19 protein-coding genes and 1 riboswitch are annotated in these 22,160 nt (G+C 34.7%); of the genes, 10 read left to right on the top strand and 9 right to left on the bottom strand.

From position 1 onward, the window contains the following. Positions 1-19 precede the first annotated feature (19 nt). The 4 genes from HMPREF2767_RS04435 to brnQ all read left to right on the top strand — a co-directional run bounded on the left by HMPREF2767_RS04435 (position 20) and on the right by brnQ (position 5,762). Positions 20-2,800, top strand: a complete 2,781-nt coding sequence (locus HMPREF2767_RS04435; RefSeq protein ID WP_070456580.1) for a 2-oxoglutarate dehydrogenase E1 component — start codon at positions 20-22, stop codon at positions 2,798-2,800. A gap of 16 nt (positions 2,801-2,816) precedes the next feature. Then, positions 2,817-4,043: a 2-oxoglutarate dehydrogenase complex dihydrolipoyllysine-residue succinyltransferase gene (gene odhB, locus HMPREF2767_RS04440; protein WP_070622737.1), complete on the top strand. Its 1,227-nt coding sequence runs from the start codon at positions 2,817-2,819 to the stop codon at positions 4,041-4,043. A gap of 46 nt (positions 4,044-4,089) precedes the next feature. Then, positions 4,090-4,290: a DUF6501 family protein gene (locus HMPREF2767_RS04445; RefSeq protein WP_040928100.1), complete on the top strand. Its 201-nt coding sequence runs from the start codon at positions 4,090-4,092 to the stop codon at positions 4,288-4,290. Between the two features lie 134 nt (positions 4,291-4,424). After that, positions 4,425-5,762 carry a branched-chain amino acid transport system II carrier protein gene (gene brnQ, locus HMPREF2767_RS04450; protein ID WP_070456585.1) on the top strand — a complete coding sequence of 446 codons (1,338 nt, stop codon included), beginning with the start codon at positions 4,425-4,427 and terminating at the stop codon, positions 5,760-5,762. A 30-nt stretch (positions 5,763-5,792) separates the two neighbouring features. Here brnQ and HMPREF2767_RS04455 read toward each other — a convergent pair whose 3' ends face one another. Both HMPREF2767_RS04455 and HMPREF2767_RS04460 read right to left on the bottom strand, forming a co-directional pair. Next, positions 5,793-6,944, bottom strand: coding sequence for a toxic anion resistance protein (locus tag HMPREF2767_RS04455; protein ID WP_070456588.1), 1,152 nt, complete (start codon positions 6,942-6,944; stop codon positions 5,793-5,795). Further along, positions 6,931-7,647 (bottom strand): 5-bromo-4-chloroindolyl phosphate hydrolysis family protein, encoded by a 717-nt coding sequence (locus tag HMPREF2767_RS04460; RefSeq protein WP_070456591.1) that lies wholly within the window; start codon positions 7,645-7,647, stop codon positions 6,931-6,933. The genes HMPREF2767_RS04455 and HMPREF2767_RS04460 overlap by 14 nt, the downstream gene beginning before the upstream one ends. 115 nt (positions 7,648-7,762) lie before the next feature. On the opposite strand from HMPREF2767_RS04460, the gene HMPREF2767_RS04465 reads away from it, so the two are divergent. Further along, positions 7,763-8,059, top strand: a complete 297-nt coding sequence (locus HMPREF2767_RS04465) for a DUF1033 family protein (protein WP_068130041.1) — start codon at positions 7,763-7,765, stop codon at positions 8,057-8,059. A 106-nt stretch (positions 8,060-8,165) separates the two neighbouring features. Further along, the gene (locus tag HMPREF2767_RS04470) at positions 8,166-8,366 is read left to right on the top strand and encodes a cold-shock protein (RefSeq protein WP_040928095.1); all 201 of its coding nucleotides are present in this window, start codon (positions 8,166-8,168) and stop codon (positions 8,364-8,366) included. Positions 8,367-8,422: 56 nt separating this feature from the next. On the opposite strand, the gene HMPREF2767_RS04475 is transcribed toward HMPREF2767_RS04470, so the two are convergent. Next, a complete protein-coding gene (locus HMPREF2767_RS04475; protein WP_070622738.1) occupies positions 8,423-10,030 on the bottom strand; it encodes an ABC-F family ATP-binding cassette domain-containing protein in 1,608 nt (535 codons plus the stop codon). 85 nt (positions 10,031-10,115) lie between these two features. On the opposite strand from HMPREF2767_RS04475, the gene HMPREF2767_RS04480 reads away from it, so the two are divergent. After that, entirely contained in the window at positions 10,116-10,991 is an 876-nt protein-coding gene (locus tag HMPREF2767_RS04480) for a CvfB family protein (RefSeq protein WP_070456600.1), read from the top strand. A gap of 39 nt (positions 10,992-11,030) precedes the next feature. Here the strand turns inward: HMPREF2767_RS04480 and HMPREF2767_RS04485 are convergent, their stop codons facing one another. Together HMPREF2767_RS04485 and pepF are read right to left on the bottom strand one after the other, a co-directional pair. Continuing rightward, positions 11,031-11,789: a MarR family winged helix-turn-helix transcriptional regulator gene (locus tag HMPREF2767_RS04485; RefSeq protein WP_070456606.1), complete on the bottom strand. Its 759-nt coding sequence runs from the start codon at positions 11,787-11,789 to the stop codon at positions 11,031-11,033. A 92-nt stretch (positions 11,790-11,881) separates the two neighbouring features. After that, a complete protein-coding gene (gene pepF, locus HMPREF2767_RS04490) occupies positions 11,882-13,669 on the bottom strand; it encodes an oligoendopeptidase F (protein ID WP_070622739.1) in 1,788 nt (595 codons plus the stop codon). 246 nt (positions 13,670-13,915) lie between these two features. Between pepF and rarD the strand changes: the two genes are divergently transcribed. Then, positions 13,916-14,851 carry an EamA family transporter RarD gene (gene rarD, locus HMPREF2767_RS04495; RefSeq protein ID WP_070622740.1) on the top strand — a complete coding sequence of 312 codons (936 nt, stop codon included), beginning with the start codon at positions 13,916-13,918 and terminating at the stop codon, positions 14,849-14,851. 408 nt (positions 14,852-15,259) lie between these two features. On the opposite strand, the gene trpB is transcribed toward rarD, so the two are convergent. Beyond that, positions 15,260-16,438, bottom strand: a complete 1,179-nt coding sequence (trpB, locus tag HMPREF2767_RS04500; protein WP_148129003.1) for a tryptophan synthase subunit beta — start codon at positions 16,436-16,438, stop codon at positions 15,260-15,262. 502 nt (positions 16,439-16,940) lie between these two features. After that, positions 16,941-17,036: riboswitch (TPP riboswitch) on the top strand. 73 nt (positions 17,037-17,109) lie between these two features. On the opposite strand from trpB, the gene tenA reads away from it, so the two are divergent. Beyond that, the gene (tenA, locus tag HMPREF2767_RS04505) at positions 17,110-17,781 is read left to right on the top strand and encodes a thiaminase II (protein ID WP_070622741.1); all 672 of its coding nucleotides are present in this window, start codon (positions 17,110-17,112) and stop codon (positions 17,779-17,781) included. Further along, complete coding sequence (gene thiW / locus HMPREF2767_RS04510; RefSeq protein ID WP_068130025.1) at positions 17,782-18,294, top strand: energy coupling factor transporter S component ThiW; 513 nt, start codon at positions 17,782-17,784, stop codon at positions 18,292-18,294. 54 nt (positions 18,295-18,348) lie between these two features. On the opposite strand, the gene HMPREF2767_RS04515 is transcribed toward thiW, so the two are convergent. Genes HMPREF2767_RS04515 through HMPREF2767_RS04525 form a run of 3 tightly spaced genes read right to left on the bottom strand, consistent with a single transcriptional unit; the run spans position 18,349 to position 22,146 of the window. Further along, positions 18,349-19,596, bottom strand: coding sequence for a peptidoglycan bridge formation glycyltransferase FemA/FemB family protein (locus HMPREF2767_RS04515; protein ID WP_070622742.1), 1,248 nt, complete (start codon positions 19,594-19,596; stop codon positions 18,349-18,351). A 17-nt stretch (positions 19,597-19,613) separates the two neighbouring features. Next, positions 19,614-20,891 carry a peptidoglycan bridge formation glycyltransferase FemA/FemB family protein gene (locus HMPREF2767_RS04520; RefSeq protein ID WP_070622743.1) on the bottom strand — a complete coding sequence of 426 codons (1,278 nt, stop codon included), beginning with the start codon at positions 20,889-20,891 and terminating at the stop codon, positions 19,614-19,616. 16 nt (positions 20,892-20,907) lie between these two features. Continuing rightward, positions 20,908-22,146 carry an aminoacyltransferase gene (locus HMPREF2767_RS04525; protein WP_070622744.1) on the bottom strand — a complete coding sequence of 413 codons (1,239 nt, stop codon included), beginning with the start codon at positions 22,144-22,146 and terminating at the stop codon, positions 20,908-20,910. Between the last annotated feature and the right edge of the window lie 14 nt (positions 22,147-22,160).

A 22,160-nucleotide genomic window follows, 5' to 3' on the forward strand; every position in this document is an offset into this window, starting at 1 on the left:
CACAGAAGAGGTGTCTTATATGAAAGAGAAGGCGTATGATCACGCGCCTGTTAGTTTCGGAACAAACCTTGGGTTAATCTTAGAATACTACGATATGTATTTAGAGGACCCGAATAGTGTTTCTGAGGAGATGCAAATTTTATTTGAGTCAATTTTAAACAATGATACTCAATTTAGCGCTCCGAGAACAGGTAGCTCAAGTAGCAAATTAGAGAACATTATTAAGTGGGTAACTGATATTCGTACTTACGGTCATTTAGTGGCTGACGTTTATCCGGTGTATCCTCCTGAAATTAAAAACAAACCTGATTTCAGTTTTGAAAGTTATGGATTTACTGAAGAGGATCTTAAAAACGTTTCTGTTGAAACGATTAGTCCATATTTAGTAGATACTTTTGATAATGCACTCGATGCGATTCATCATTTAAAAGATACGTATACTTCACCATTATCTTTTGAATTCTCACACATTAACAACGAAGAAGAAAGAGAATGGTTCAAAAAGTATACAGAAACAAAAGGGCAACCGAATTATGATAACGATCAAAAAATAGCACTATTTAAAGAATTATCAAAAGTTGAAGGTTTCGAAAAATATTTACAAAAAAACTTCGTAGGAGCAAAACGTTTCTCTATTGAAGGTGTAGACTCTTTAGTACCGATGTTAAATCATCTACTTAAGAAAATGGCCGAAGATAAATTACAACACCTTCAAATTGGGATGGCACACCGTGGACGCCTAAACGTCTTAACTCACGTATTACAAAAACCATACGAAATGATGTTAAGTGAATTCATGTCAACGGACGCTATGAAATTCTTACCAACTGATGAATCTCTAGCAATTACTAACGGTTGGATGGGAGACGTTAAATATCACCTCGGTGGGGTTAAAACATTAAATGATAACGATCTTGAGCAAACAGTTACACTTGCTAATAACCCGTCTCACTTAGAAATCGTTGGACCTGTCGTACAAGGTAAAACACGTGCAGCACAAGAACAAAACGATGTAGCCGGCGAAAGTGTACAAGACAAAAATGCATCATTTGCAGTAGTTGTTCATGGAGACGCTGCGTTTCCAGCTCAAGGTGTAAACCCTGAAGCAATGAACATGAGTGACCTAAATGGTTACACTGTCGGTGGTTCTATTCACATCATTACGAATAACCGTATCGGATTCACAACAGAAGAATGGGACGGTCGTTCAACGCTTTACTCAAGTGATATCGCAAAAGGATTTGATATCCCTGTATTACACGTTAACAACGACAAACCAGAATATGTATTAAAAGCAATTGAACTAGCATTTGAATACCGTCAAACATTCAACCGTGATATCGTTATCGACCTCATCGGATACCGTCGTATGGGGCATAACGAAATGGATGAACCAATGACAACGAACCCAATGCTTTACAATGAAATTAAAAACTATCCAACAATTGAACACTTATATGGTGATCAATTAGTTGAGGAATCAGTAATTTCTAAAGACCAAAAATCAGAAATTATTGATAATGTTGAAAAAGAAATTCGTTCAGCACACGATAAAATCGATAAAAACGATACGATTGTAAGTGGTGAAATCGAACATCCTGAATTCGTGTTCGGTAAACAGAAAAACGAAGCTGACGAAACGATTACGAAAGAACGTTTAGAAAAAATTACTGAAGAATTATTAACTTATAACGGTGATTTTGAAGTATTCAAACGACTTTCTAAAGTTTTAGAAAGAAGAAAGTTAGCATTTGAAGATGACTCAGCTGGTATCGACTGGGGTCACGCTGAAGCACTTGCGTTTGCTACATTACTTCAAGACGGTACACCAATTCGCTTTACAGGTGAAGATGCAGAACGTGGTACGTTCGCACACCGTAACGCTGTGTTACATGATCCTGAAAGCGGAGAAAAATATACACCGTTAAAAAATATTAGTGACGCGAAAGCATCATTTGATATTTATAACTCACCGTTATCAGAACTTGCAGCATTAGCATATGAATATGGTTATAACGTTCAAAATAAAGACGTCTTAACAATTTGGGAAGCACAATACGGTGACTTCGTAAACATGGCACAGCCAATCATTGATACGTTTATTTCTGCAGCGCATTCTAAATGGGGAGAAACGACAGGCTTAACGATGTTACTTCCTCATGCACAAGAAGGACAAGGTCCTGAACACTCAAGTGCAAGAATTGAAAGATTCTTACAGTTATGTGCAGAAAACAACATGATCGTGGCGAACTTATCATCAAGTGCGAACTACTTCCATCTATTAAGACGACAAGCACAAAACTTAAACACTGATTTAATGCGTCCATTAGTACTTACTTCACCGAAAAGTTTACTAAGAAACCAAACAGCATCTAGACCAGTTTCAGAGTTTGTAAATGGTACATTTAAAGAAATCATTTATAATAACGAACAGCCTAAATCAGTTAAAACGGTTTTAATCGCTAGTGGTAAAGTAGCAGTTGAACTAGAAGAAAATCTTAAAAAAGAAGAAGACACTTCTAAGTTATTAATTAAATTAGAGCAACTATATCCATTCCCAGAGGAAGAAATTAAAGAAGTTCTAAGTACTCTACCAAAATTAGAAGAAGTTAGATTTGTACAAGAGGAGCCTAAAAACCAAGGTTCATATCGTTTCGTAGAACCGTACTTACGCGATCTACTCGATGACAAAATCGCTTTAAGCTATGTTGGAAGAAACGAAAGTGCATCTCCTGCAGAAGGAAACGCAGGTATTTATAAATTAATTCAAGATAGAATCATTAAAGAAGCATTGAAATAAGAGGAGAAGATAGAGAATGAGTGAAATTATCGTTCCAGAGCTCGCAGAATCGATTACAGAAGGTACGATTGCGACTTGGTTTAAAAAAGTTGGAGACAGTGTTGAAAAAGGGGAAGCTGTTTTAGAACTTGAAACTGACAAAGTCAACGTTGAAATTGTCAGTGAAGAAGATGGTGTAATTTCTGAAGTGAAAGCTGAAGAAGGAGACACTGTTGAAGTCGGACAAGTTGTTGCTGTAGTTGGTGAAGGCAGTGGTGCACCTAAAGCAGAAGAGACTAAAGCAGAAGAAGCTAAAGAAGAGAAAAAAGAAGAAGTTAAAGAAGAAACAATAGTTGAATCTAAAGAAGATTCACAAATCGTTGCAACGCCTTCAGCGCGTAAATTAGCACGTGAAAAAGGCATCGACTTAGCTGACATTAACGCTGCAGATCCAAGAGGTCTAGTACGTTCACATGACGTTAATAATCATATCAACGCACCTAAAGAAGCACCTAAGGCAGAACAAGCAAAACCAGAAGCTAAAGAACAAGCTACTTTTGAAAAACCTGTAGTGCGTGAACAGATGTCACGTCGTCGTCAAACGATTGCAAATCGTCTATTAGAAGTTTCTCAATCTACAGCAATGTTAACGACGTTTAACGAAATCGACATGTCAGCTGTTATGGATTTACGTAAACGTAAAAAAGATCAGTTTATGGAAAGAAATGACGGAACGAAACTTGGCTTCATGTCATTCTTTACAAAAGCTGTAGTCGCTGCACTTAAAAAATATCCAGCAGTTAACGCTGAAATCGACGGTAAAGATTTAGTTTACAAACAGTTCTATGATATTGCGATTGCAGTATCAACTGATGAGGGACTACTTGTACCAGTAATTAGAGATTGTGACCGTAAAAACTTTGCTGAAATTGAAAATGATATTATCGATGTTGCGACACGTGCACGCGATAAGAAATTAACGCTTGATGAAATGACAGGTGGATCATTCACAATTACAAATGGTGGAGTATTCGGTTCATTAATGTCTACGCCGATTATTAACGGTACTCAAGCTGCAATCTTAGGTATGCACACGATTCAACAACGTCCAGTAGCAGTAGATGGTAAAGTAGAAATTCGTCCAATGATGTATGTCGCATTAAGTTACGACCACCGTATCATTGATGGTGCTGAGTCTGTTGGATTCTTAAAAACAATTAAAGAATTAATTGAAAACCCTGAAGACTTACTATTAGAAGGTTAATAGAAGAGGTGCAATATGCACCTCTTTCTTTTTAAGGAGAGAATATATGTTACACGAAACTTGGAAAGATAATCATATTAAAGATGTCAAAGTCGTTCATACAGATGCAAAAAAGTTTAAAGTATCTGATATGTTAACAGTTGGTAAAACGTATAAAGTCGTTAATGAAACTGAAGAATATTTGTTTGTCATCGATAATTCTAATAAAGTCGGCGGCTATTATAAAGAATATTTTGAAGAAGTTTAAGATGTGCGTTAAGCACATCTTAATTTTTTTAAAAAAGTTTTCTGATAATTCGAAAAACATATAGACATAATGAATTAAGTCATGTAATATGTTGTTTATGCAAAAAGATAAATTAATTTTTTGGAGGTTTAGAAATGAATACTAAATATGTATTTGTCGTAGGATTCATGCTGTTCGCGATGTTCTTCGGGGCCGGAAACTTAATTTTCCCACCGTCAATCGGACATGAAAGCGGCGATCACTTTTGGATTGGAATATTAGGATTTGTAATTACTGGAGTAGGGTTACCACTCATTGCAGTAATTGCAGGTGCCATTTCAAAAGGTGGGTACGATGAGTCACTTAATCATATAAGTAAGTGGTTCTCAGTCGTATTTATGGTCGCTATCTTTTTAACAATTGGACCATTCTTTGCGATTCCGAGAACGGCAACAACTGCGTATGAAATGTCAGTATTACCATACTTAAGTGGTACAAGCTCATTAAGTTTACTCATCTTCTCGGTGTTATATTTTGTTATTGTTTTCTTAATTGTTTTAAAGCCAGGATATCTGGTAGATACTATTGGTAAGGCATTAACACCTATTTTATTAATTACTATTATTTTATTAGTCGTTATGGGTATTGTGAGCTACTTAGGTTTAACGCCAAATCCAACGGCTGGTGCATTTTTAGAAAAGAACGCCTTTTCAGTAGGATTTACAGAAGGTTATTTAACGATGGATGCAATTGCAGCACTTGTATTTAGTTTAATCGTTATAAATGCAATACGTGGACTCGGATTCACAGATAAAAAAGATTTACTTAATGGAACAATTAAATCTGCACTCATTGCCGCATCATTACTTGGAGTGATTTATGTATCACTCGCATGGATTGGTAACAGAGTTGCTTTACCTGGAGCATTACCTGAAGGTCAAAACTTAGGAACTTATATTTTAACGTTTGTAGCTGAAGATGTTCTTGGAGGATTTGGAGTATTTATACTAGCAACGATTGTATTCCTTGCTTGTTTAACAACTTGTGTCGGATTAATCGTAGCAGTTGCAGAGTATTTCAATAAATTAATCCCTAAATTAAGTTATAAAGCATGGGCAGCAATTTGGACACTCGTATCATTAGTACTTGCTAACCAAGGTTTAAGTACAATTATCCAAGGGTCAGTTCCAGTACTTATGATCTTATATCCAATCGCAATGACTGTCGTAGCGTTAGTAATTATCACGTATTTTGTACCATCACCAAAGCTTTCAATGCAAGTTCCAGTATACCTAATTTCGGTTGTTTCAATTCTTGCAGTCGTGTATCGATCAGAATATTTTGGAGTAGCAGCATTAGAAAAGCTACCGCTTCAAGTATTAGAAAGTTTACCATTATTCTCTACACAGTTTGAATGGATTCCATTATTAGTTATCGGTTATATCATCGGATATATACTCGGTTCAAAACAAGAAAAAATTGTATACGAATAGAAAAAAGGAAAGGAGGGGACTCCTTTCCTTTTATTTGTATCTATCTTTTATATCTAATAGGCGAGTTTTAAGTTCTTCTTCCATTTGAAGTAATTCTTTTTCAGCAGCTTGACGTTTTGCTTTACCTTCTGTTTGAATGCGTAACGTTTCTTCAATCGTCTCAAGTAGGTTTTCTTGCGTGTATTTAAGCGTTTCGATATCTACGATACCACGTTCGTTTTCTTCTGCTGTCATGAGTGCGTTTTGTTTTAACATCTCACTATTTTTACTTAACAATTCATTCGTCGTGTCCGTTACAGCTTTTTGTGCTTTTGACGCCGATTCTTGGTTTAATAGTGTTAACGCAATCGCCATTTGGTTTTTCCACAGTGGGATAGATGTTAAAATCGAACTTTGAATTTTTTCAGCGAGTGACTGGTTAATATTTTGAATCATACGAATTTGTGGCGCAGATTGTAACGTAATTTGTCGAGATAATTTAAGATCGTGAATACGTTTATCTAATCGATTCATGTACTGAATCATATCGTTTACATCTTGCGTTGCCATTTGATTGTTAGACGCTGTTGCGCGCTGTCTTAACTCAGGTAGTGTTTCTGTCTCAATTTCATTCTTTTTAAGCTCTGCAGCACGTATATAAATGTTTAGCGCTTCAAAATACGCTTTATTTTCTTCATAGAGATTGTCTAATAATTGAACATCTCTAACGAGTAAATCTTTTGAGTTTTCCAGTTGTACACTAATTCTATCTACTTGACTCGCAACACCTTTATGTTTAGCGAGTAATTCATTTACTGATCGATTGACTTTACCAAACATACGCTGAAATACATTCTTATTTTGCTTCGTTAATTGTTCTGGATCAATTTCTTTTAATTTACTCATCAACTGTTTTAAAGAGTCTCCAACAGGTCCTATCTCTTTAGATTGTACTTGATTTAACATATCGTGAGAAAACTGTGACAGTTGGGATTGAGCGTTCGCACCATATGAAATGAGTGCATCGTTGTCGAGTGGTTGTATTTGATTTTTGATCGTTTCTATCTGTTTTAATTCTTCTGCTGTAAATTCATCATCTTTAAATGTTGTTGTCACATTTTGTGAGTGTTCTTCTTTTTGTAACTCCGTAACGGGTTGAAAAGGGTTGTTTAATAATTCATCTTTTTTATTACTTTCTGTCAATATATTCACCTGCTTTTTCTTTCTCTTGAATCACTTTTGAAAAGTCAGGAAGGCGTTCATCTTCCTTCATTTCTAACTGTCTTTTTCTATTATTTCCTTCGGTGCGTTTTAATACATCACGCTCTATTTTAAGCCGCTCATAATCTCGTTTGTTTATTTCTGATAAATCGAGTTCTAAATTTCGTTTTAAATCGAGTAGGCGTAACCTTGCCGTATTGAGTTCAATTTTTTCTTCTTTCGTTTTACCTGGTAAACGATATAAGTCTAAATATATTTCGACCATGTTTACCGCTGAATCTAAATTAGAGTGAAAGAATTGTAAACCATTATAAAATAGTTTAGGTTCGTTTTCTACACGTTTCATAATCGCGCGTACGACTCTATTTATATCAAAGATAAGTTTAATATCATTTAAATTTCTAATCTTTTTAAAGCTATTTAAAAGCCGCTTCTGTTTTCCCTTAGCGACCTTTAACTCTTGTTTTATATATTTATATTCACTGCGTGCAAGCTCGTGTTCGTTTAAATACTTTTGTAACGTAAATTGCTGTGTTGTAACATACGTTAAGAGTGCAGCAACACTCGTTGCGATCGCTGACGTTAAAGTCGCTAAATCGAACACCATTAACGACATTAGCCACGTAATAAGCGCAACAGGACTCGCAATCAACACGCCGTACAAATGTGTGAGGTAATCCTTCATAAAACTTCTCCATTCATTTATCTCTTACTATAATTATAAGTCTTTGTCCTTGAATTTGCGAATAATAGGACTATAATAAACTCACTAGAACATTGACTTAAAATGGGGTGTTCATATGTATGAAATAGTCATAATTACAGCCGATTATGAAGGTTGGTGGTTATTTGAAGAGTGGAGGGATGATGTTACAGAGTCGTTCATATTTAATGATTATCCAACGATGAAAATAAAATATGATGAAATCTATCAATTATTACAGGACAAATATACATCCGTAAAAATCGGAAAGTATCATATCCCAGCATTTTTTAATTGTTGTGAGATTCAATACTGCGAAGATTGTGATGATGATGTACAAATATATCACTCTTTAATCGCGTTAGAAAATGATACGATATTAGAAATGAAATAAATGTTACACTTTTTAAGTAGGTCTTTACACAAACGCTTTCATTGATATATAATATGACTGTCGATATTTATTTGAATATTGAACATATTTTTGGAGGATTTTTTAAATGAAACAAGGTAACGTAAAATGGTTCAACGCTGAAAAAGGTTTTGGCTTTATCGAAATCGAAGGAGAAGATGACGTATTCGTACACTTCTCAGCAATTCAAGAGGAAGGTTACAAATCTCTTGAAGAAGGCCAAGCAGTTGAATTCGAAATCGTTGAAGGCGACCGTGGTCCACAAGCGACAAACGTAGTTAAATTATAATACTAATAGCTTTCAATATAAATTGAACCTCTACCAACTGGTAGAGGTTCTTTTGTTTAATATTTGTTTAAAATACCTTTGTCAATTAAGTATTCTTCGTAAGATGTTTCTTTAGTCATTGCTCCGACTTCGTTTAGTTCAATGACTCGGTTTGCGATCGTGTTGATGAATTCAAAGTCATGTGATGTAAATAAAACCGATCCTTTAAACTTAATGAGACCATCGTTCACCGCTTGAATACTTTCTAAGTCTAAGTGGTTTGTCGGTTCATCGAGTAGTAAAACGTTCGCTTTAGATAACATCATTTTAGACAGCATTGCTCGTACTTTTTCTCCACCTGAAAGAACGTGTGCGTGTTTTTTTGCTTCTTCACCGCTAAATAACATACGTCCTAAGAAACCACGTAAAAACGTTTCTGTTTGTTCGTCTTCAGGTGCGTATTGTCTTAGCCAGTCAACGAGTGATAATTCTACGCCTTCAAAGTACTCACTATTATCTTTAGGCATATACGTCTGTGTCGTCGTTACACCCCAAATGACTTCACCTTCGTCAGGTTCAATGACGCCTGCTAAAATGTCGAGTAGAACTGTCTTTTGAATTTCACTATCTCCAACGATAACCGCTTTGTCGTTCGGGTTAATTGTAAAGTTTACATCTTTTAAAATTTCAGTTCCATCAATAGAGTGTGATAAATTTTTAACTTGTAAAAGATCGTTCCCAATTTCTCTTTCTGGCGTGAATCCAACGTATGGATAACGTCTGCTTGACGGTTTAATATCATCGAGTTCAATTTTTTCGAGCATCTTTTTACGACTCGTCGCTTGTTTCGATTTTGCAGCGTTTGCACTAAATCTCGCAATAAACTCTTTTAACTCAGCGATACGTTCTTCTTTTTTCTTGTTTTGTTCTTGCATTAACTCTTTAGCCAGTTTACTTGACTGATACCAGAAGTCATAGTTCCCAACGTAAATTTGAATTTTACCGTAATCTAAGTCTGCGATATGTGTACAGACGTTATTTAAGAAGTTACGGTCGTGTGATACGACGATTACAGTGTTTTCAAAGTTGATTAAAAACTCTTCTAACCACTGGATCGCTTTAATATCTAAACCGTTCGTCGGCTCGTCGAGCAGTAACACGTCTGGGTTACCAAATAAACTTTGTGCGAGTAATACTTTTACTTTTTGGCTGTTTTCTAGTTCAGACATCTTTTTATTAACGAGATCCTGATCAATACCTAAACCGTGCAATAAGTTTTCAGCATCACTATCTGCAGTATACCCACCTTTTTCACCATATAACGCTTCGAGCTCAGCTGCCCGCATACCATCTTCATCATTAAAGTCTGGTTTCATGTAAATCGCATTTTTCTCTTCTGCAATTTGCCATAACTCTTCGTGTCCCATTAATACAACGTCTAAAACTGTCTCATCCTCGTACTGATAATGGTCTTGTTTTAAAAACGCCATACGTTCATTTGGTCCCATCGTTACGTGACCCGTTTGAGAATCGATTTCTCCAGATAAGATCTTTAAAAACGTCGATTTACCTGCACCGTTTGCACCAATAAGTCCATAACAGTTACCCGGTGTAAATTTTATGTTTACATCTTCAAATAATTTTCTATCTCCAAATTGTAAACTCACATCACTAACTTGTAACATGTGCATTCTCCTTAATTATTATTACACGTAATTATACTATACATATGCTATGATTAATATATTATAACGACGATTAGGAGATTTTATGAAGAGATTATCAGGAACGACTCAATTTTTAACGTTAGATAGAGTAGAGGGGTCAACGTTATACTTTAAAACTGAAGACGATGAAGTAATTCGTATGAACAAATCATTACAACAAGAGGAGTATGAAGTCGGACAGGACGTTGCGGTATTCATATATCCAAATACGCGTGGAGAGTTATTCGCTTCTCCAGTCATTCCAAAAATTACTCGAGACAAATTTGATTTCGTACCAGTGAGTGAAGTGACGTATGACGGTGTGTACATCGATATCGACGCACCGAAAGATTTTTTAATCCCTTATGAAGATTTACCAAAACTTAAAAAAGTTTGGCCAAAACCTGGCGATAAAGTGATGGCAACTTTACGTGTAGAAAGTGACAACCAAATATACGGTCGATTAATTACAGAGACAGAAGCAAGAGAGATGTCACAACCGTTTGATGAAGAAGCGTTTAAAACGCACCGTAACACATGGTTAAACGCAAGACCTTACCGCTTATTAAAGGTTGGTACATTCTTATTAGCTGACGATGGATACAAAGTATTCGTCCATGAATCAGAACGAAAAGAAGAGCCAAGACTCGGTGAAGCTGTAAAAGTAAGAGTCATTGGATTTAATGAGCATAACGAAATGAACGGTTCATTTATCGAAAAAGCTTACAAAAAGATAGATACCGATGCTGATGAAATTTACGAGTATTTACTTCTTAATGGCGGATCGATGGTCTATAACGATAAATCATCGCCAGAAGATATTAAATCAATATTTAACATGTCTAAAGCGAGCTTTAAGCGCGCATTAGGTAGCTTAATGAAAGATGGTAAAATTACTCAAGATAAAAAAGGCGCATACATTAAAAAAGAGCGCGAATAAGCGCTCTTTTTGTTTACACCAATAATATTATGTTAACTTTTATAAGAATAAGTCATATCGAATATGATCATCTTGATTTTCTGTTTCAAAAAAGTCATGTTTTTCTAATACGCTCTCGTAATTAGCTTCTTTAGGCACATTGACATATAAGTGGTTCGCATAGTCATCATATGCATATGATATAACATTTTTTAAAATTGCATTTAACGCATCTTCCTTCAGTAAATTTTCAGAAAGTATCAATTCAGCCATCCATTCATCGTGTTTTTTATAGAGTAGGGTAGCACCATCACTCGTTTGCCACACTTTATCCTCTTTATCAAACGATTTTATATCATTATCTATTTTCTTCTTTTCTACTGACTCTACATTTAATGCTTCTTTGTTATAAATTTTAATGACTTTTAATAATGCATCATTAAATAATTCTTTTTCCTCTTCGGATAGATGTTTGAACGTTTCAGTAAATGACTGTTCTTGTTCTATTTCAATTTGTTTTCTCTTTACATCTCCATCTTTAGTTAGCTTTAAAACAAAACTTCGCTTATCGTGTTTTGACTGCAAACGATCGATTAACTGTTTATTAACAAGACTTTTGATTGTTCTACTTAAAAAGCCTCTATCTATATGAAGTGCTTTCTCGATTTGGCGTGCTGTGACTTGCTCATTTTGACCGACATAGTCAATTACATCTATTTCAGCTTTTGTTAAACCAATTTTAGTAGGGTTCTGACTGTGATTAAGGATCTCATAAAATTGTATAAATTCATAAATCGTCTCTTTTAATTTATTATCCATAACATCACCTAATATAATTGAGTAGGTCAATTATATTAAAATTAGTTGATGAAATCAAATACCCCTTTAGTTTGTCTAAAGGGGTAGTGTAATTATGATAATTTTTCTAATTCGTCGATGAGTTCACCGATATAATTAATTGTATTATCAAGTGGTTCACTTGTTGTAATATCAACACCTGCATGTTTTGCAAGTTCTACTGCATTTTTCTTACCACCGAGTTTTAATACTTCTAACCAGTCATCCACTGCTGGTTGTCCTTCGTTTAAAATTCGCTTAGATACTTCTGTTGAGATCGTAAGTCCTGCAGAATACGTGTATGGATATAATCCCATATAGTAGTGTGGTTGTCTCATCCATGTAAGTTCAGCACCTTCAGTGATTTCTACATCATCACCCCAGAATTCCTCTAGTACTTCACGTTTAATTCGATTTAAATCTGCAGCGGTTACTGTTTCGTAGTTATCGACCATTTTGTACACTTCACGCTGATATGCGGCTTCAAGTAAGTGTGTCACAAAGTTATGGTAATACGTTCTAGAAATAATAGAACTAATGACCCAGCGCTTAAATTTATCGTTATCACTTGTTTTTAATAAGTGATTTGCCATTAACATTTCGTTTAATGTTGATGGTGCTTCTATAAAGTATAGAGAAGGGCGTGTATCGAAAATATTGTTTTCTCTATTTGCATTATAGAAGTGCCCTGCGTGACCAAGTTCATGTGCAAGAACGAATACTTCTTCCATAAGTGACGTCCATGTAATTAAAATATACGGGTGTACACCATATGGGCTCGAACAAAATGCACCTGTTGATTTACCTTTATTCGATACAAAATCAATCCAGCGTTCATCGTATGAACGGTTGATCATGTTTATATAGTCTTCTCCCATAACGCTTAAGCCGTCGAGTATATATTTACGAGACTCATCAATTGTAATTTCTGGTTCTGAATCAGGATCAAGTGAAATTTTTAAGTCTTCAAATTTCATATGTTCGATATTGTTTTCTTTTTGTAAAAGTTTAGCATAGCGTCTCATATGTGGCGCAAGATCTTTCATAATCGTGTCAATTTGACGGTCATATAACTCACGTGGCACTTCTTGATCATGGAGTAGGTAGTCGATGACTGAATCGAATCCACGTAAGTCTGCTTCTGCTTTTTCTTTTTTCAAATGTAAATCATATGTCGCAGCCGTCGTATGCTCATACTTTCTTAGTACGTCGCTAAATTGTCTAAATGCTGTACGACGAACTTCTTCGTCACGGTGTGATTCTAATTCACCTTCAAATGATAAATAAGAAAGTGGGTACTCTTTACCGTCCACAGTAAACGAACCGAAGTCTAAATCGAGTAATTTCGTTTTTAAATACAGTTCGTATGGTCCACTAAATACATTACTAAAACTAGCAAGTGCTTTTTCAACTTTTGGATCGAGTTGATACGGTTTAAAACGTAGTAAGTGATCGATATAACCTGTATATTCTTCTTTATTCTCTTTTATTTGAGTTAAAAAGTCTTCATCTTTACTTAGTAAATCACTCGTTAAAAATGATGTCTCTGTTGAAAATAGAGTAGACGTCGTACCGACAACGCTAGAAAGTTTTTGTGCTTCAGCATCGCTTTGGTCACTCGATAGTTTTAAACTCGAATATGTACTAACAACTACGAGTTGCTCTAGTAGTGAACGATACGCATCAATTGCATCGACTGCAGTGTCAACGTCATTTAAGTTGCCTTCAAACTTTGAATTAAATGCTTGAATTTCTTCTTTTAAAGCAACACATTTCTCTTTTGCTTCTTCGTCATTTTTACATAAATCCGTTAAGTTCCATGTGTAGTTCACATCTACTTCGCTTCTTAAAGGTAATGCCATATATTTTATCTTCCTTTCGGTTTTCGAATTATATTCTTATTATACATTGTATTTCTAAAAAATACAGAAAATTTAATCTTCTATCATATTGCTTATTCATATTGTTTATATTAAAATTAAGTTCATGCAATTGAACATATAAATATTATATAAATAAAGCGAAAAAGCTTTGCTATTTGTTGGCCCTTTATATACCTATATAAGGGGTTTTAAAATGTACAAATTTAATAATGGATGGTGAAGTGAATGACTGAAAGACATGGCATTTTAACTGCGATTTTAGCATATACATTATGGGGGTTAACGCCTTTATATTGGGCATTATTAGAAGATATTCATCCAATTGAAGTCGTTTTAGTTCGAACGATTATGTCGTTTTTATTTATGATTTTAATCATACCAATTTTTAATCATACGTCTCAATTTAAGAAGGATTTAAAATATTTAAAAGAAAATAAAAGTAAGATTTTTACGGTAATACTCGCTGGTTTCGTTATCTCAATTAACTGGGGAATGTACGTATACGGAGTAAATTCTGGCCACGCAGTTGAAGTGAGTATCGGATTTTACTTAACGCCGTTAATTACGATTATATTAGCATTTTTATTTTTACGAGATCGATACAAGCTAGTAGAGTGGGTAGCCATCGGAATTACAGTCATAGGTATTATGTATATGATCATAAAACTAGGTACTGTACCGTATATTGCATTTATTATCGGATTATCATTCGCATTTTACAGTTTAATAAAATCATCGTTAAGCATACATGCACTTAGCAGTATTACGCTAGAAACACTTGCGTTACTACCATTTGCAATTGCCGGCTTAATCTATATGCATGTGAATTACGGCTTAACAATAGGTATGAACAGTTCAACTTACTGGTTACTGTTAGCAGGAGCTGTAACAAGTGTTCCGTTAGTATTATTCAGTGCAAGTGCAAAACAAGTGCCGTTATCACTAATGGCATTTTTACTATATATCGATCCGACGCTAATTTTTATTCTAGGTATATTTGTCTTTAAAGAACCATTTAGTATGGACGAATTTATTGGGTTCATTTTTATATGGATTGCAATGATATTGTACATCTACACGAAATACAATGAAGGTAAAATCGCACAACGTGCATATGATTCTGGTCAATATAAGCGTCGAAAAGAAGAACTATATGACTAACATGAGATATGTATCATATCATTTAAAAGATGAAGAGCTTCGGTGACACGAGGTTTTTCATCTTTTTATTGTATTATAGAACGGTAAATGCTGATATTTGTGTTAATTTTACGCAAATTGAATTTGTGTAAACGACTGAGTTATTATGTGAACGATTAGAAGATTTGCGTTAAAGAAACGATAACTGTGTTTACACAAAAGAGCATTATATTAAATTAAATAATTTATATGAACGATAAAGCAATTTGCATAAACGAATTTTCGATACGTTAACGTAAAAAGGATAGTGAGTACTTGTTCGTATCCTACAATACATATAACTTCCTATAATATATGTTATGTAAACTTTATATATAAAAACAAATACATATCCAAATATAGCATATATAAGGATACGTATTATAGTGTTTATTGATTTAAATATTCCATAACTTGTTCCATATCTTTGTCGCCACGTCCGGAGATTGTTACGACGAGTATTTCGTCTTGATTCATCGTTGGTGCTAGTTTTAATGCATGTGCGACGGCATGTGAGCTTTCTGAAGCAGGAATAATTCCTTCTATTTTAGATAGTACTTGGAGTGCGTTTAATGCTTCTTCATCTGTTGCGTATTCGTATGAAACACGTCCAATGTCATGATAATAACAATGTTCAGGTCCAGCTCCTGGATAATCTAATCCAGCGGATATACTGTATGCATCATCATCAGTTAAATACATTTTAGTACCATGTAATATATTTACTTTTCCTTTATTTATGGCCATTGAGTGTTGATTCGTTTCAAATCCCTTACCAGCAGCTTCTACACCGTACAACTTAACTGTTTCATCGAGGATAAATGGGTGCATTGTGCCAATTGCGTTTGATCCGCCACCAATACATGCAACAATCGCATCTGGTAATCTATTTTCTTTTTCTAATATTTGAGTTTTAATTTCACGACCGATAACGCTTTGGAAGTCTCTGACAATTGTTGGGAATGGATCTGGGCCTAATGCACTTCCGAGTAAATAATGTGTGTTATCGACGTTTTTAACGTAGTATTCCAGTGCAGCATCGACTGCTTCAGTTAACGTACGATTCCCCTCTTCAACAGCGACAACTTTTGCACCAAGAAGTTCCATTCTAAAGACATTTAAACGTTGTCTACGCATATCTTCAGCACCCATAAAGATTACGATTTCCATATCGAACATCGCAGCGACAGTTGCACTTGCAACTCCGTGTTGTCCAGCACCTGTTTCAGCAACGAGTCGTTTTTTACCCATTCGTTGTGCAATTAACGCTTGCCCAATCGCATTGTTAATTTTATGAGCACCTGTATGGTTTAAGTCTTCACGCTTTAAATAAATTTTAGCGCCGCCAAGTGTTCTCGTTAAATTTTCAGCGTATGTCAGTGGTGTTTCACGACTTGAGTATTCTTTTAAATAATAATTAAATTCCTCTTGGAATGATTCATCATGTTTTAATTCGTTGTACACTTCTTTTAATTCTGTCATAGCCGCTTTTAATTCTTCAGGTACAAATGCACCACCATATTCTCCAAAAAATCCGTTGTGATCTGCTTCAGTTTGAATCTTATTTATTGTATTCATATTCATTATTATAATCTCCTTATTTTTAATATTATTTAGATTTATCACGATGACGCCATCGCTTAAATTTAAACTCACAATAATTATTTAATAACACTGTCATCACTCTCCTTATAAAAAAACGCGCACTTTGAATCCTAAAAAAGGACGCAAAATGCGCGGTGCCACCTATATTAACAGTAAATACTGTTCACTCATTCAATCAAAAAAGCACCACGTAATAATATTCGTAAGGACGATATTATTTCGCGGTGCCACCTTAATTGCTTCTCTTATCTATATTTGGTTAAACATTATTCGCCCAATTCAAAATAGCATTGTACATGTTCGCATCTACCACATGTTTTCTGACTGCTACAACAACTACTTTTACTTTTACGAATAAGTAATTATTATATTAAACGCTCTATTTTAAATTGTCAACATTTTTTCATCTTTTTATATTTATAAGACAAAATGTAAAAAGTATAGTATACTTCGGATATAATCAAATATTAAGCACATGGGGAGCTTCGGCTGAGAAAGATAAGACCTGACCCACAACCTGATCTAGGTAATGCTAGCGTAGGTGTTGTGTATATGCATGTTTATTTTACATGTATTTATTTCACAAGCCTCCTCTAATGGAGCTTTTTTTGTGCAAATAAAAGGAGAATTATTTTATGAAGTTTAGTGAGAAAGCTCGCGAATTATCAAAGAAATTCTGGGATGGTAGCCACACGCACCCGTTTGTAAAAGGTTTAGCTGACGGTACGTTAAGCGATGAATCATTTAGATATTATCTAATACAAGATGGCTATTACTTAATCCACTTCTCTCGCCTATTTGGTGAAATTGCAGACCGCGCAGAAGATAAAGAAACTAAAGATATTATGACGCGTAACAGAGAAGATTTAGAAGCAGGAGAAATCGCAGTTCGTGAAGATTTCTTTAAAGACCAAAATATCTCAGATGAGGAATTCGACAACACAGAAGTTGCGCCGACAGCTGATCACTACATCGCTCATATGTATAGACAAATTGTAGAGTCTGAAGACTACATTGGCGTTGCGGTTGCGGGGATGTTACCTTGCCCTTGGTTATACCAAGATATCGGTGCTGAATTAGTGAAACATAAGTCTCCAGTACCGATCTACCAAAGCTGGATCGATACGTACGTGACAGACGAGTTTAACAACTTAACTGAAAGACATATCGAGCTTTGCGACAAATTATACGATAAAGCAACTGAAGATCAAAAAGAAAGAATGTTAAACGCATTTTACATGAGTGTTAGATTCGAGTACTTATTCTTCGATATGTCATATAAACAAGAAGAATGGGTGCAAATTTAATTGTCGACAAAGAAACTTACAATCATTTCAATATGTATAGCATTAAACACTGTCTTATCTTCAGTGATTAGAATCGAAGGTATGGCACCTATGTCAACGGTGTTTAACATTATATTTGCAACATTTGGTACATTTTATGTCACACTAATCGCCCTCGTCACAGCAATATTAAGAATGTTTATCTTTAACATTCCACCGCTTGCTATAACAGGCGCTTTATTTGGTGCGATTTTAGCCGGATTATGTTACAAATTCACAAAATCCATATTTGGAGCATGGTTCGGGGAATTCGTTGGAACAGGAATCATCGGATCGATTGTATCCGTACCTATTATGCAATTCTTTATGGACCTAGACTCAAATGCAGTTTGGTTCTTATATACGCCGAGATTCGTCGGCGCGACAATCATTGGTGGAATTATCGCAGTACTGATCTACTCTAGACTTAAACATTCAAGAGTATTTAAGGACATACAACAGTTATTCGATAAAGAATCAACCACATCGAAATGAATATAAAAGAGAAGCACATCAGATTATTATTAACATCTGTGCTTCTCTTTTTCATTATTTTCTAACTTTATCGATTAACTTTTGAGCATTTAAAACGATCGGTTTAAATACTTTTGTAAATGTGCCAGGGAGTTCTTCGATATAAGCATTGTAGCCTTGCTTAAACTTAAATACACCGTAATCACTCGCACCTTCATGGAAGTTACCTGTAATTCCGAACATATTAAAGCGTTCGAGGCCGAGTTCTTTTGCTTTTTTAATCATTTCCCACGTCACAAAGTTCGTACCTAGATACTGTGAGTGCTCTGGATAACTACCACTATATAGATATACCATCTCATTATTATTGTAGTAATACATACCGACAGATAAATCGATTAAACCACCATATTTATCACGATGTGTGATTGCTTCATTTAATCGTTTTTCTCTACTTTTCACTAGGTTTTTCTTTTCATTTAAGCGGCGTTTTTCACCGTTTGATTTATTCTCTTTATTTTCTAATACTTCAATCTCTTTAGATAATTCATCAAACTCTTTCTCTAGAGACTCGATATATTCGTTTAAATTAATTTGAGACATGACGATATATGATTTATCTTTTAAATTTCTCAACTGTGCTTTTATACGATGTTCTGGGATTGGATCGAATTGTAATCGTTCTTCAGTATCTTTATAGATTTCAATGAATCTATCATATTCTGATTCATCTAAATATTTTAGTTTCAGAGGGAGTTTCTCACACTGTCTCGTATTATATCGTGTAGACGAGTTCATATTTTTTAAAATATCTTTTAAACTACCGCTTATATCTACTACAGATTGGAATCGTATATTTTCTTCAAAGATCATTTGCCTTGTAAACCCGTGATGTTTAAATCCATTTCTTTCAAAAAGATGAATGACTTCATGATTATTTCGCTCATCGTTTTCTATGACATTTCCTTCAGAATCTCTCACTTGATATATCATATAAGGTGAAAATGTTAGACTTGCCGCGCCTTTTTCTTTTGCAAATGAACTGATTTCTTGAATAAAATATTCTAGCTTATCGTTAGTATAATCGAGAATTAAAGGTCCAGAATGTGTAGTCATCGCTTTAAAGAATCTGACAAGCGGATATTCACTCAGCATTGATACCCCAATTACATTATCCATGTCATCTATTAAACCTAATAGGTAGACTGTTGCGTTATTTTTCATGTAGTCATAATATAGTTCATTGTGCATAAAATGATACATATCTTTATATGTTTTCATAAACGTATAAAATTGTTGTTCTGAAATCTCTTCAACTTTCATTTACAATGCATCCTTTACTATCTTTTTCCGAGCTTTTGTTTTAACTTTGCTTTAACCTTGTTTACATTATTTGCAAGTGGATGAATGACTTTCACAAAATCTCCGACTAATTCTTCGATTTGAGCATTAAATCCTCTCTTAAAGCGATATACTCCGTAGTCTTCACCGTCTTCGCTAAAGTCCCCAGATACGCCGTAGAAATTATAACGTGCAATTCCGTGATCCATCGCATACTTCATCATCTCTAAGTGCATCATGTATGGACCAACAAACATGTTAAATTCCTCGCTTGAAGCACCTGCGTTATATACGAGTTCGTAAGGTGTTACAAAGTATACCCCACTACCGAGATTTAATACGTTGCCGTATTTTTCTCTAAACTCTTTCGCTTTTTCAAGGTCATTTAAATGTCCTTCGATATTTCTCTCTAATTCGTTAATTCTATTTAACGTCTTTTGATTTTGATTTTCTTTTTTCTCTTGCTTTTCTTTTTGTTTTTGAAGTTTGTTGACTTCTTTTTCTGTTTGTTCGATAAAAGGATCGAGCTCGATATATGCTAAAGGTACGAGCACTTTGTCTTTGTAAGTTTCTTTGAATTGTTTAAAGTAAGTTCTAGGATCTTCGTTGACAAAAAAGTCTTGGCGCTCTGCAGTATCGAGATACATATCGACAAAAATGTCCATCTCATCTACTTCTAAAAAGCGAACCTTTACCCCGTAACGCTTGGCTTTACGCATATTTCTTCTGCGTAAGTTATCAAACGACTTTACAAGCTCATCTTCATTTTTAAATTGACTCACGTCTAACACACTCATCCAACGTGCTTGTGATGTATTAGAATAGCCTCGTGTAAATCCTTGGTGAACATACCCCATACTCTCTAATAGTTGAATGACTTCGTCACGGTTTTCATAATCATCATAAGGTTTTACATCTTTATCGTATTTTTTATAAATCCAGTTTGGATCCACTTTAACGAGTGATGCATCGTTTTGCTTTAAGTACTCAGTTAAGCCAGCAAAGTAAGCACGAACGATATTTAAATTATCGTAATCTAAGACAGGTCCTCTATTTGAATAGTAAAAGTATTTGCCTAATACACTCGGTTCTTTTGTAAATAGTCCTGCTGCAATGACTTTGTCCTCTTTGTCTTTAAGACCGAGCAGTTCTACTTCCCATCGTCCGTCGACTAAACGATTTGCTTTATTTTCAATCATTTGGAAAAAGGCACTTTCACGCCCATCGTTTTCAATGAAATTTTTATATTCTTCATCAGTTAATTGTACAAACTTCATACTTTTCTCTCTTTCCTTATCTTTTTAACAGGTGATATAACTTATCTAATGTTTTATTGATTGGCTTTACAAAATCTCCAATATATTCATTGACCGTTGCATTAAACCCTTTTTTAAATTGAATAACACCATAGTCTTCAGCATCTTCTGTAAACTTCCCACTAATTCCGTAGAAATTATATATATCTACGCCATGTTCTATAGCGTATTTAATCATTTCCCATTGGATACTATAGCTTCCTGCAAAATGTCTAAATTCATTTGCAGTACCTCCAGCTAAATATGCAACTTCATGTGGTGTATTGATATAATAACTCGCTGCAACCGGCAACTCTTCACCGTGAGTTTCACGAAGTTTTAGACCTTCCTCTAATTTCTTTTCAATGTTAGCAAGTTGTTCTTTAAAGTTCTTTACTTTGTTTTGTGCTTTCTTATTATCTGGATGACGTTCTAACTGTTTTTCTGCTTTGTTTAAATCTCTTTGCATTTTTTGGACGTCAGACTGTAACGTATCCACATACTCGTTTAAATCAACATATGCGAGTGGAATCATAACGTTGTCACCGAAATATTGTTTACGTGACTTGTAAAACTTCGGTCCACGGTCAAAGAATTCTTTCATCTCACTTGTATCTTCCATAAAGTCAGTAAATATATCGATGTCATCTAAATCGAGATATTTAACTTTAATTCCATCTTTTTCAGCTTTTTTAATATTACGTTTACGTAGTTGATCAAAGTCATTAAATATTTCTTTTTCAGTCTTATCTTTTAAATCTAATGTTGAATGCCATCTAATTTGAGTGTCTGGGCTAAAGCCAACTGTAAATCCGTCATGGTCATACCCGAGATTTTTAAACGTATCAAATAATTGATGACTATCTTTTTCTTCTAGAATATTTCCGTCGTGATCACGTACATTTAGTACGACATATGGATCTACACGAAGATACACGACTTTTTTATTTTTTAAAAATGATTCTAGACCTCTAAAAAATGCTTTAACGATTTTTTCGTCACTGTAATCTAACACTGGACCACGGTTCGTATAAGCAAAGTTAAAGAATTTCATTACACGACCGAGCGTAACTAAACACGCTGCTTTTACTTCACCATCATGTTTTAAACCGACGAGATAACTCTCTGTGCCTTCATCTTGCTTTAAACGATAGTTATCTAACGTCTGTGTAAAATGACTAAAGTTTTCTTTCGTATATTGTCCAAATTCTTCTTGTGTAAGTTCTACAAACTCCATGCGTTTCAATCCTT

This window comes from Nosocomiicoccus sp. HMSC067E10 (assembly GCF_001810835.1).
GTDB classification, from domain to species: Bacteria; Bacillota; Bacilli; order Staphylococcales; family Salinicoccaceae; genus Nosocomiicoccus; species Nosocomiicoccus ampullae_A.

Bases quoted from the DNA above. Each gene is read 5' to 3' on its own strand.
- HMPREF2767_RS04435 (WP_070456580.1), top strand. From the start codon at position 20: ATGAAAGAGAAGGCGTATGATCACGCGCCTGTTAGTTTCGGAACAAAC.
- odhB (WP_070622737.1), top strand. From the start codon at position 2,817: ATGAGTGAAATTATCGTTCCAGAGCTCGCAGAATCGATTACAGAAGGT.
- HMPREF2767_RS04445 (WP_040928100.1), top strand. From the start codon at position 4,090: ATGTTACACGAAACTTGGAAAGATAATCATATTAAAGATGTCAAAGTC.
- brnQ (WP_070456585.1), top strand. From the start codon at position 4,425: ATGAATACTAAATATGTATTTGTCGTAGGATTCATGCTGTTCGCGATG.
- HMPREF2767_RS04460 (WP_070456591.1), bottom strand. From the start codon at position 7,647: ATGAAGGATTACCTCACACATTTGTACGGCGTGTTGATTGCGAGTCCT.
- HMPREF2767_RS04465 (WP_068130041.1), top strand. From the start codon at position 7,763: ATGTATGAAATAGTCATAATTACAGCCGATTATGAAGGTTGGTGGTTA.
- HMPREF2767_RS04470 (WP_040928095.1), top strand. From the start codon at position 8,166: ATGAAACAAGGTAACGTAAAATGGTTCAACGCTGAAAAAGGTTTTGGC.
- HMPREF2767_RS04475 (WP_070622738.1), bottom strand. From the start codon at position 10,030: ATGTTACAAGTTAGTGATGTGAGTTTACAATTTGGAGATAGAAAATTA.
- HMPREF2767_RS04480 (WP_070456600.1), top strand. From the start codon at position 10,116: ATGAAGAGATTATCAGGAACGACTCAATTTTTAACGTTAGATAGAGTA.
- HMPREF2767_RS04485 (WP_070456606.1), bottom strand. From the start codon at position 11,789: ATGGATAATAAATTAAAAGAGACGATTTATGAATTTATACAATTTTAT.
- pepF (WP_070622739.1), bottom strand. From the start codon at position 13,669: ATGGCATTACCTTTAAGAAGCGAAGTAGATGTGAACTACACATGGAAC.
- rarD (WP_070622740.1), top strand. From the start codon at position 13,916: ATGACTGAAAGACATGGCATTTTAACTGCGATTTTAGCATATACATTA.
- tenA (WP_070622741.1), top strand. From the start codon at position 17,110: ATGAAGTTTAGTGAGAAAGCTCGCGAATTATCAAAGAAATTCTGGGAT.
- HMPREF2767_RS04515 (WP_070622742.1), bottom strand. From the start codon at position 19,596: ATGAAAGTTGAAGAGATTTCAGAACAACAATTTTATACGTTTATGAAA.
- HMPREF2767_RS04520 (WP_070622743.1), bottom strand. From the start codon at position 20,891: ATGAAGTTTGTACAATTAACTGATGAAGAATATAAAAATTTCATTGAA.
- HMPREF2767_RS04525 (WP_070622744.1), bottom strand. From the start codon at position 22,146: ATGGAGTTTGTAGAACTTACACAAGAAGAATTTGGACAATATACGAAA.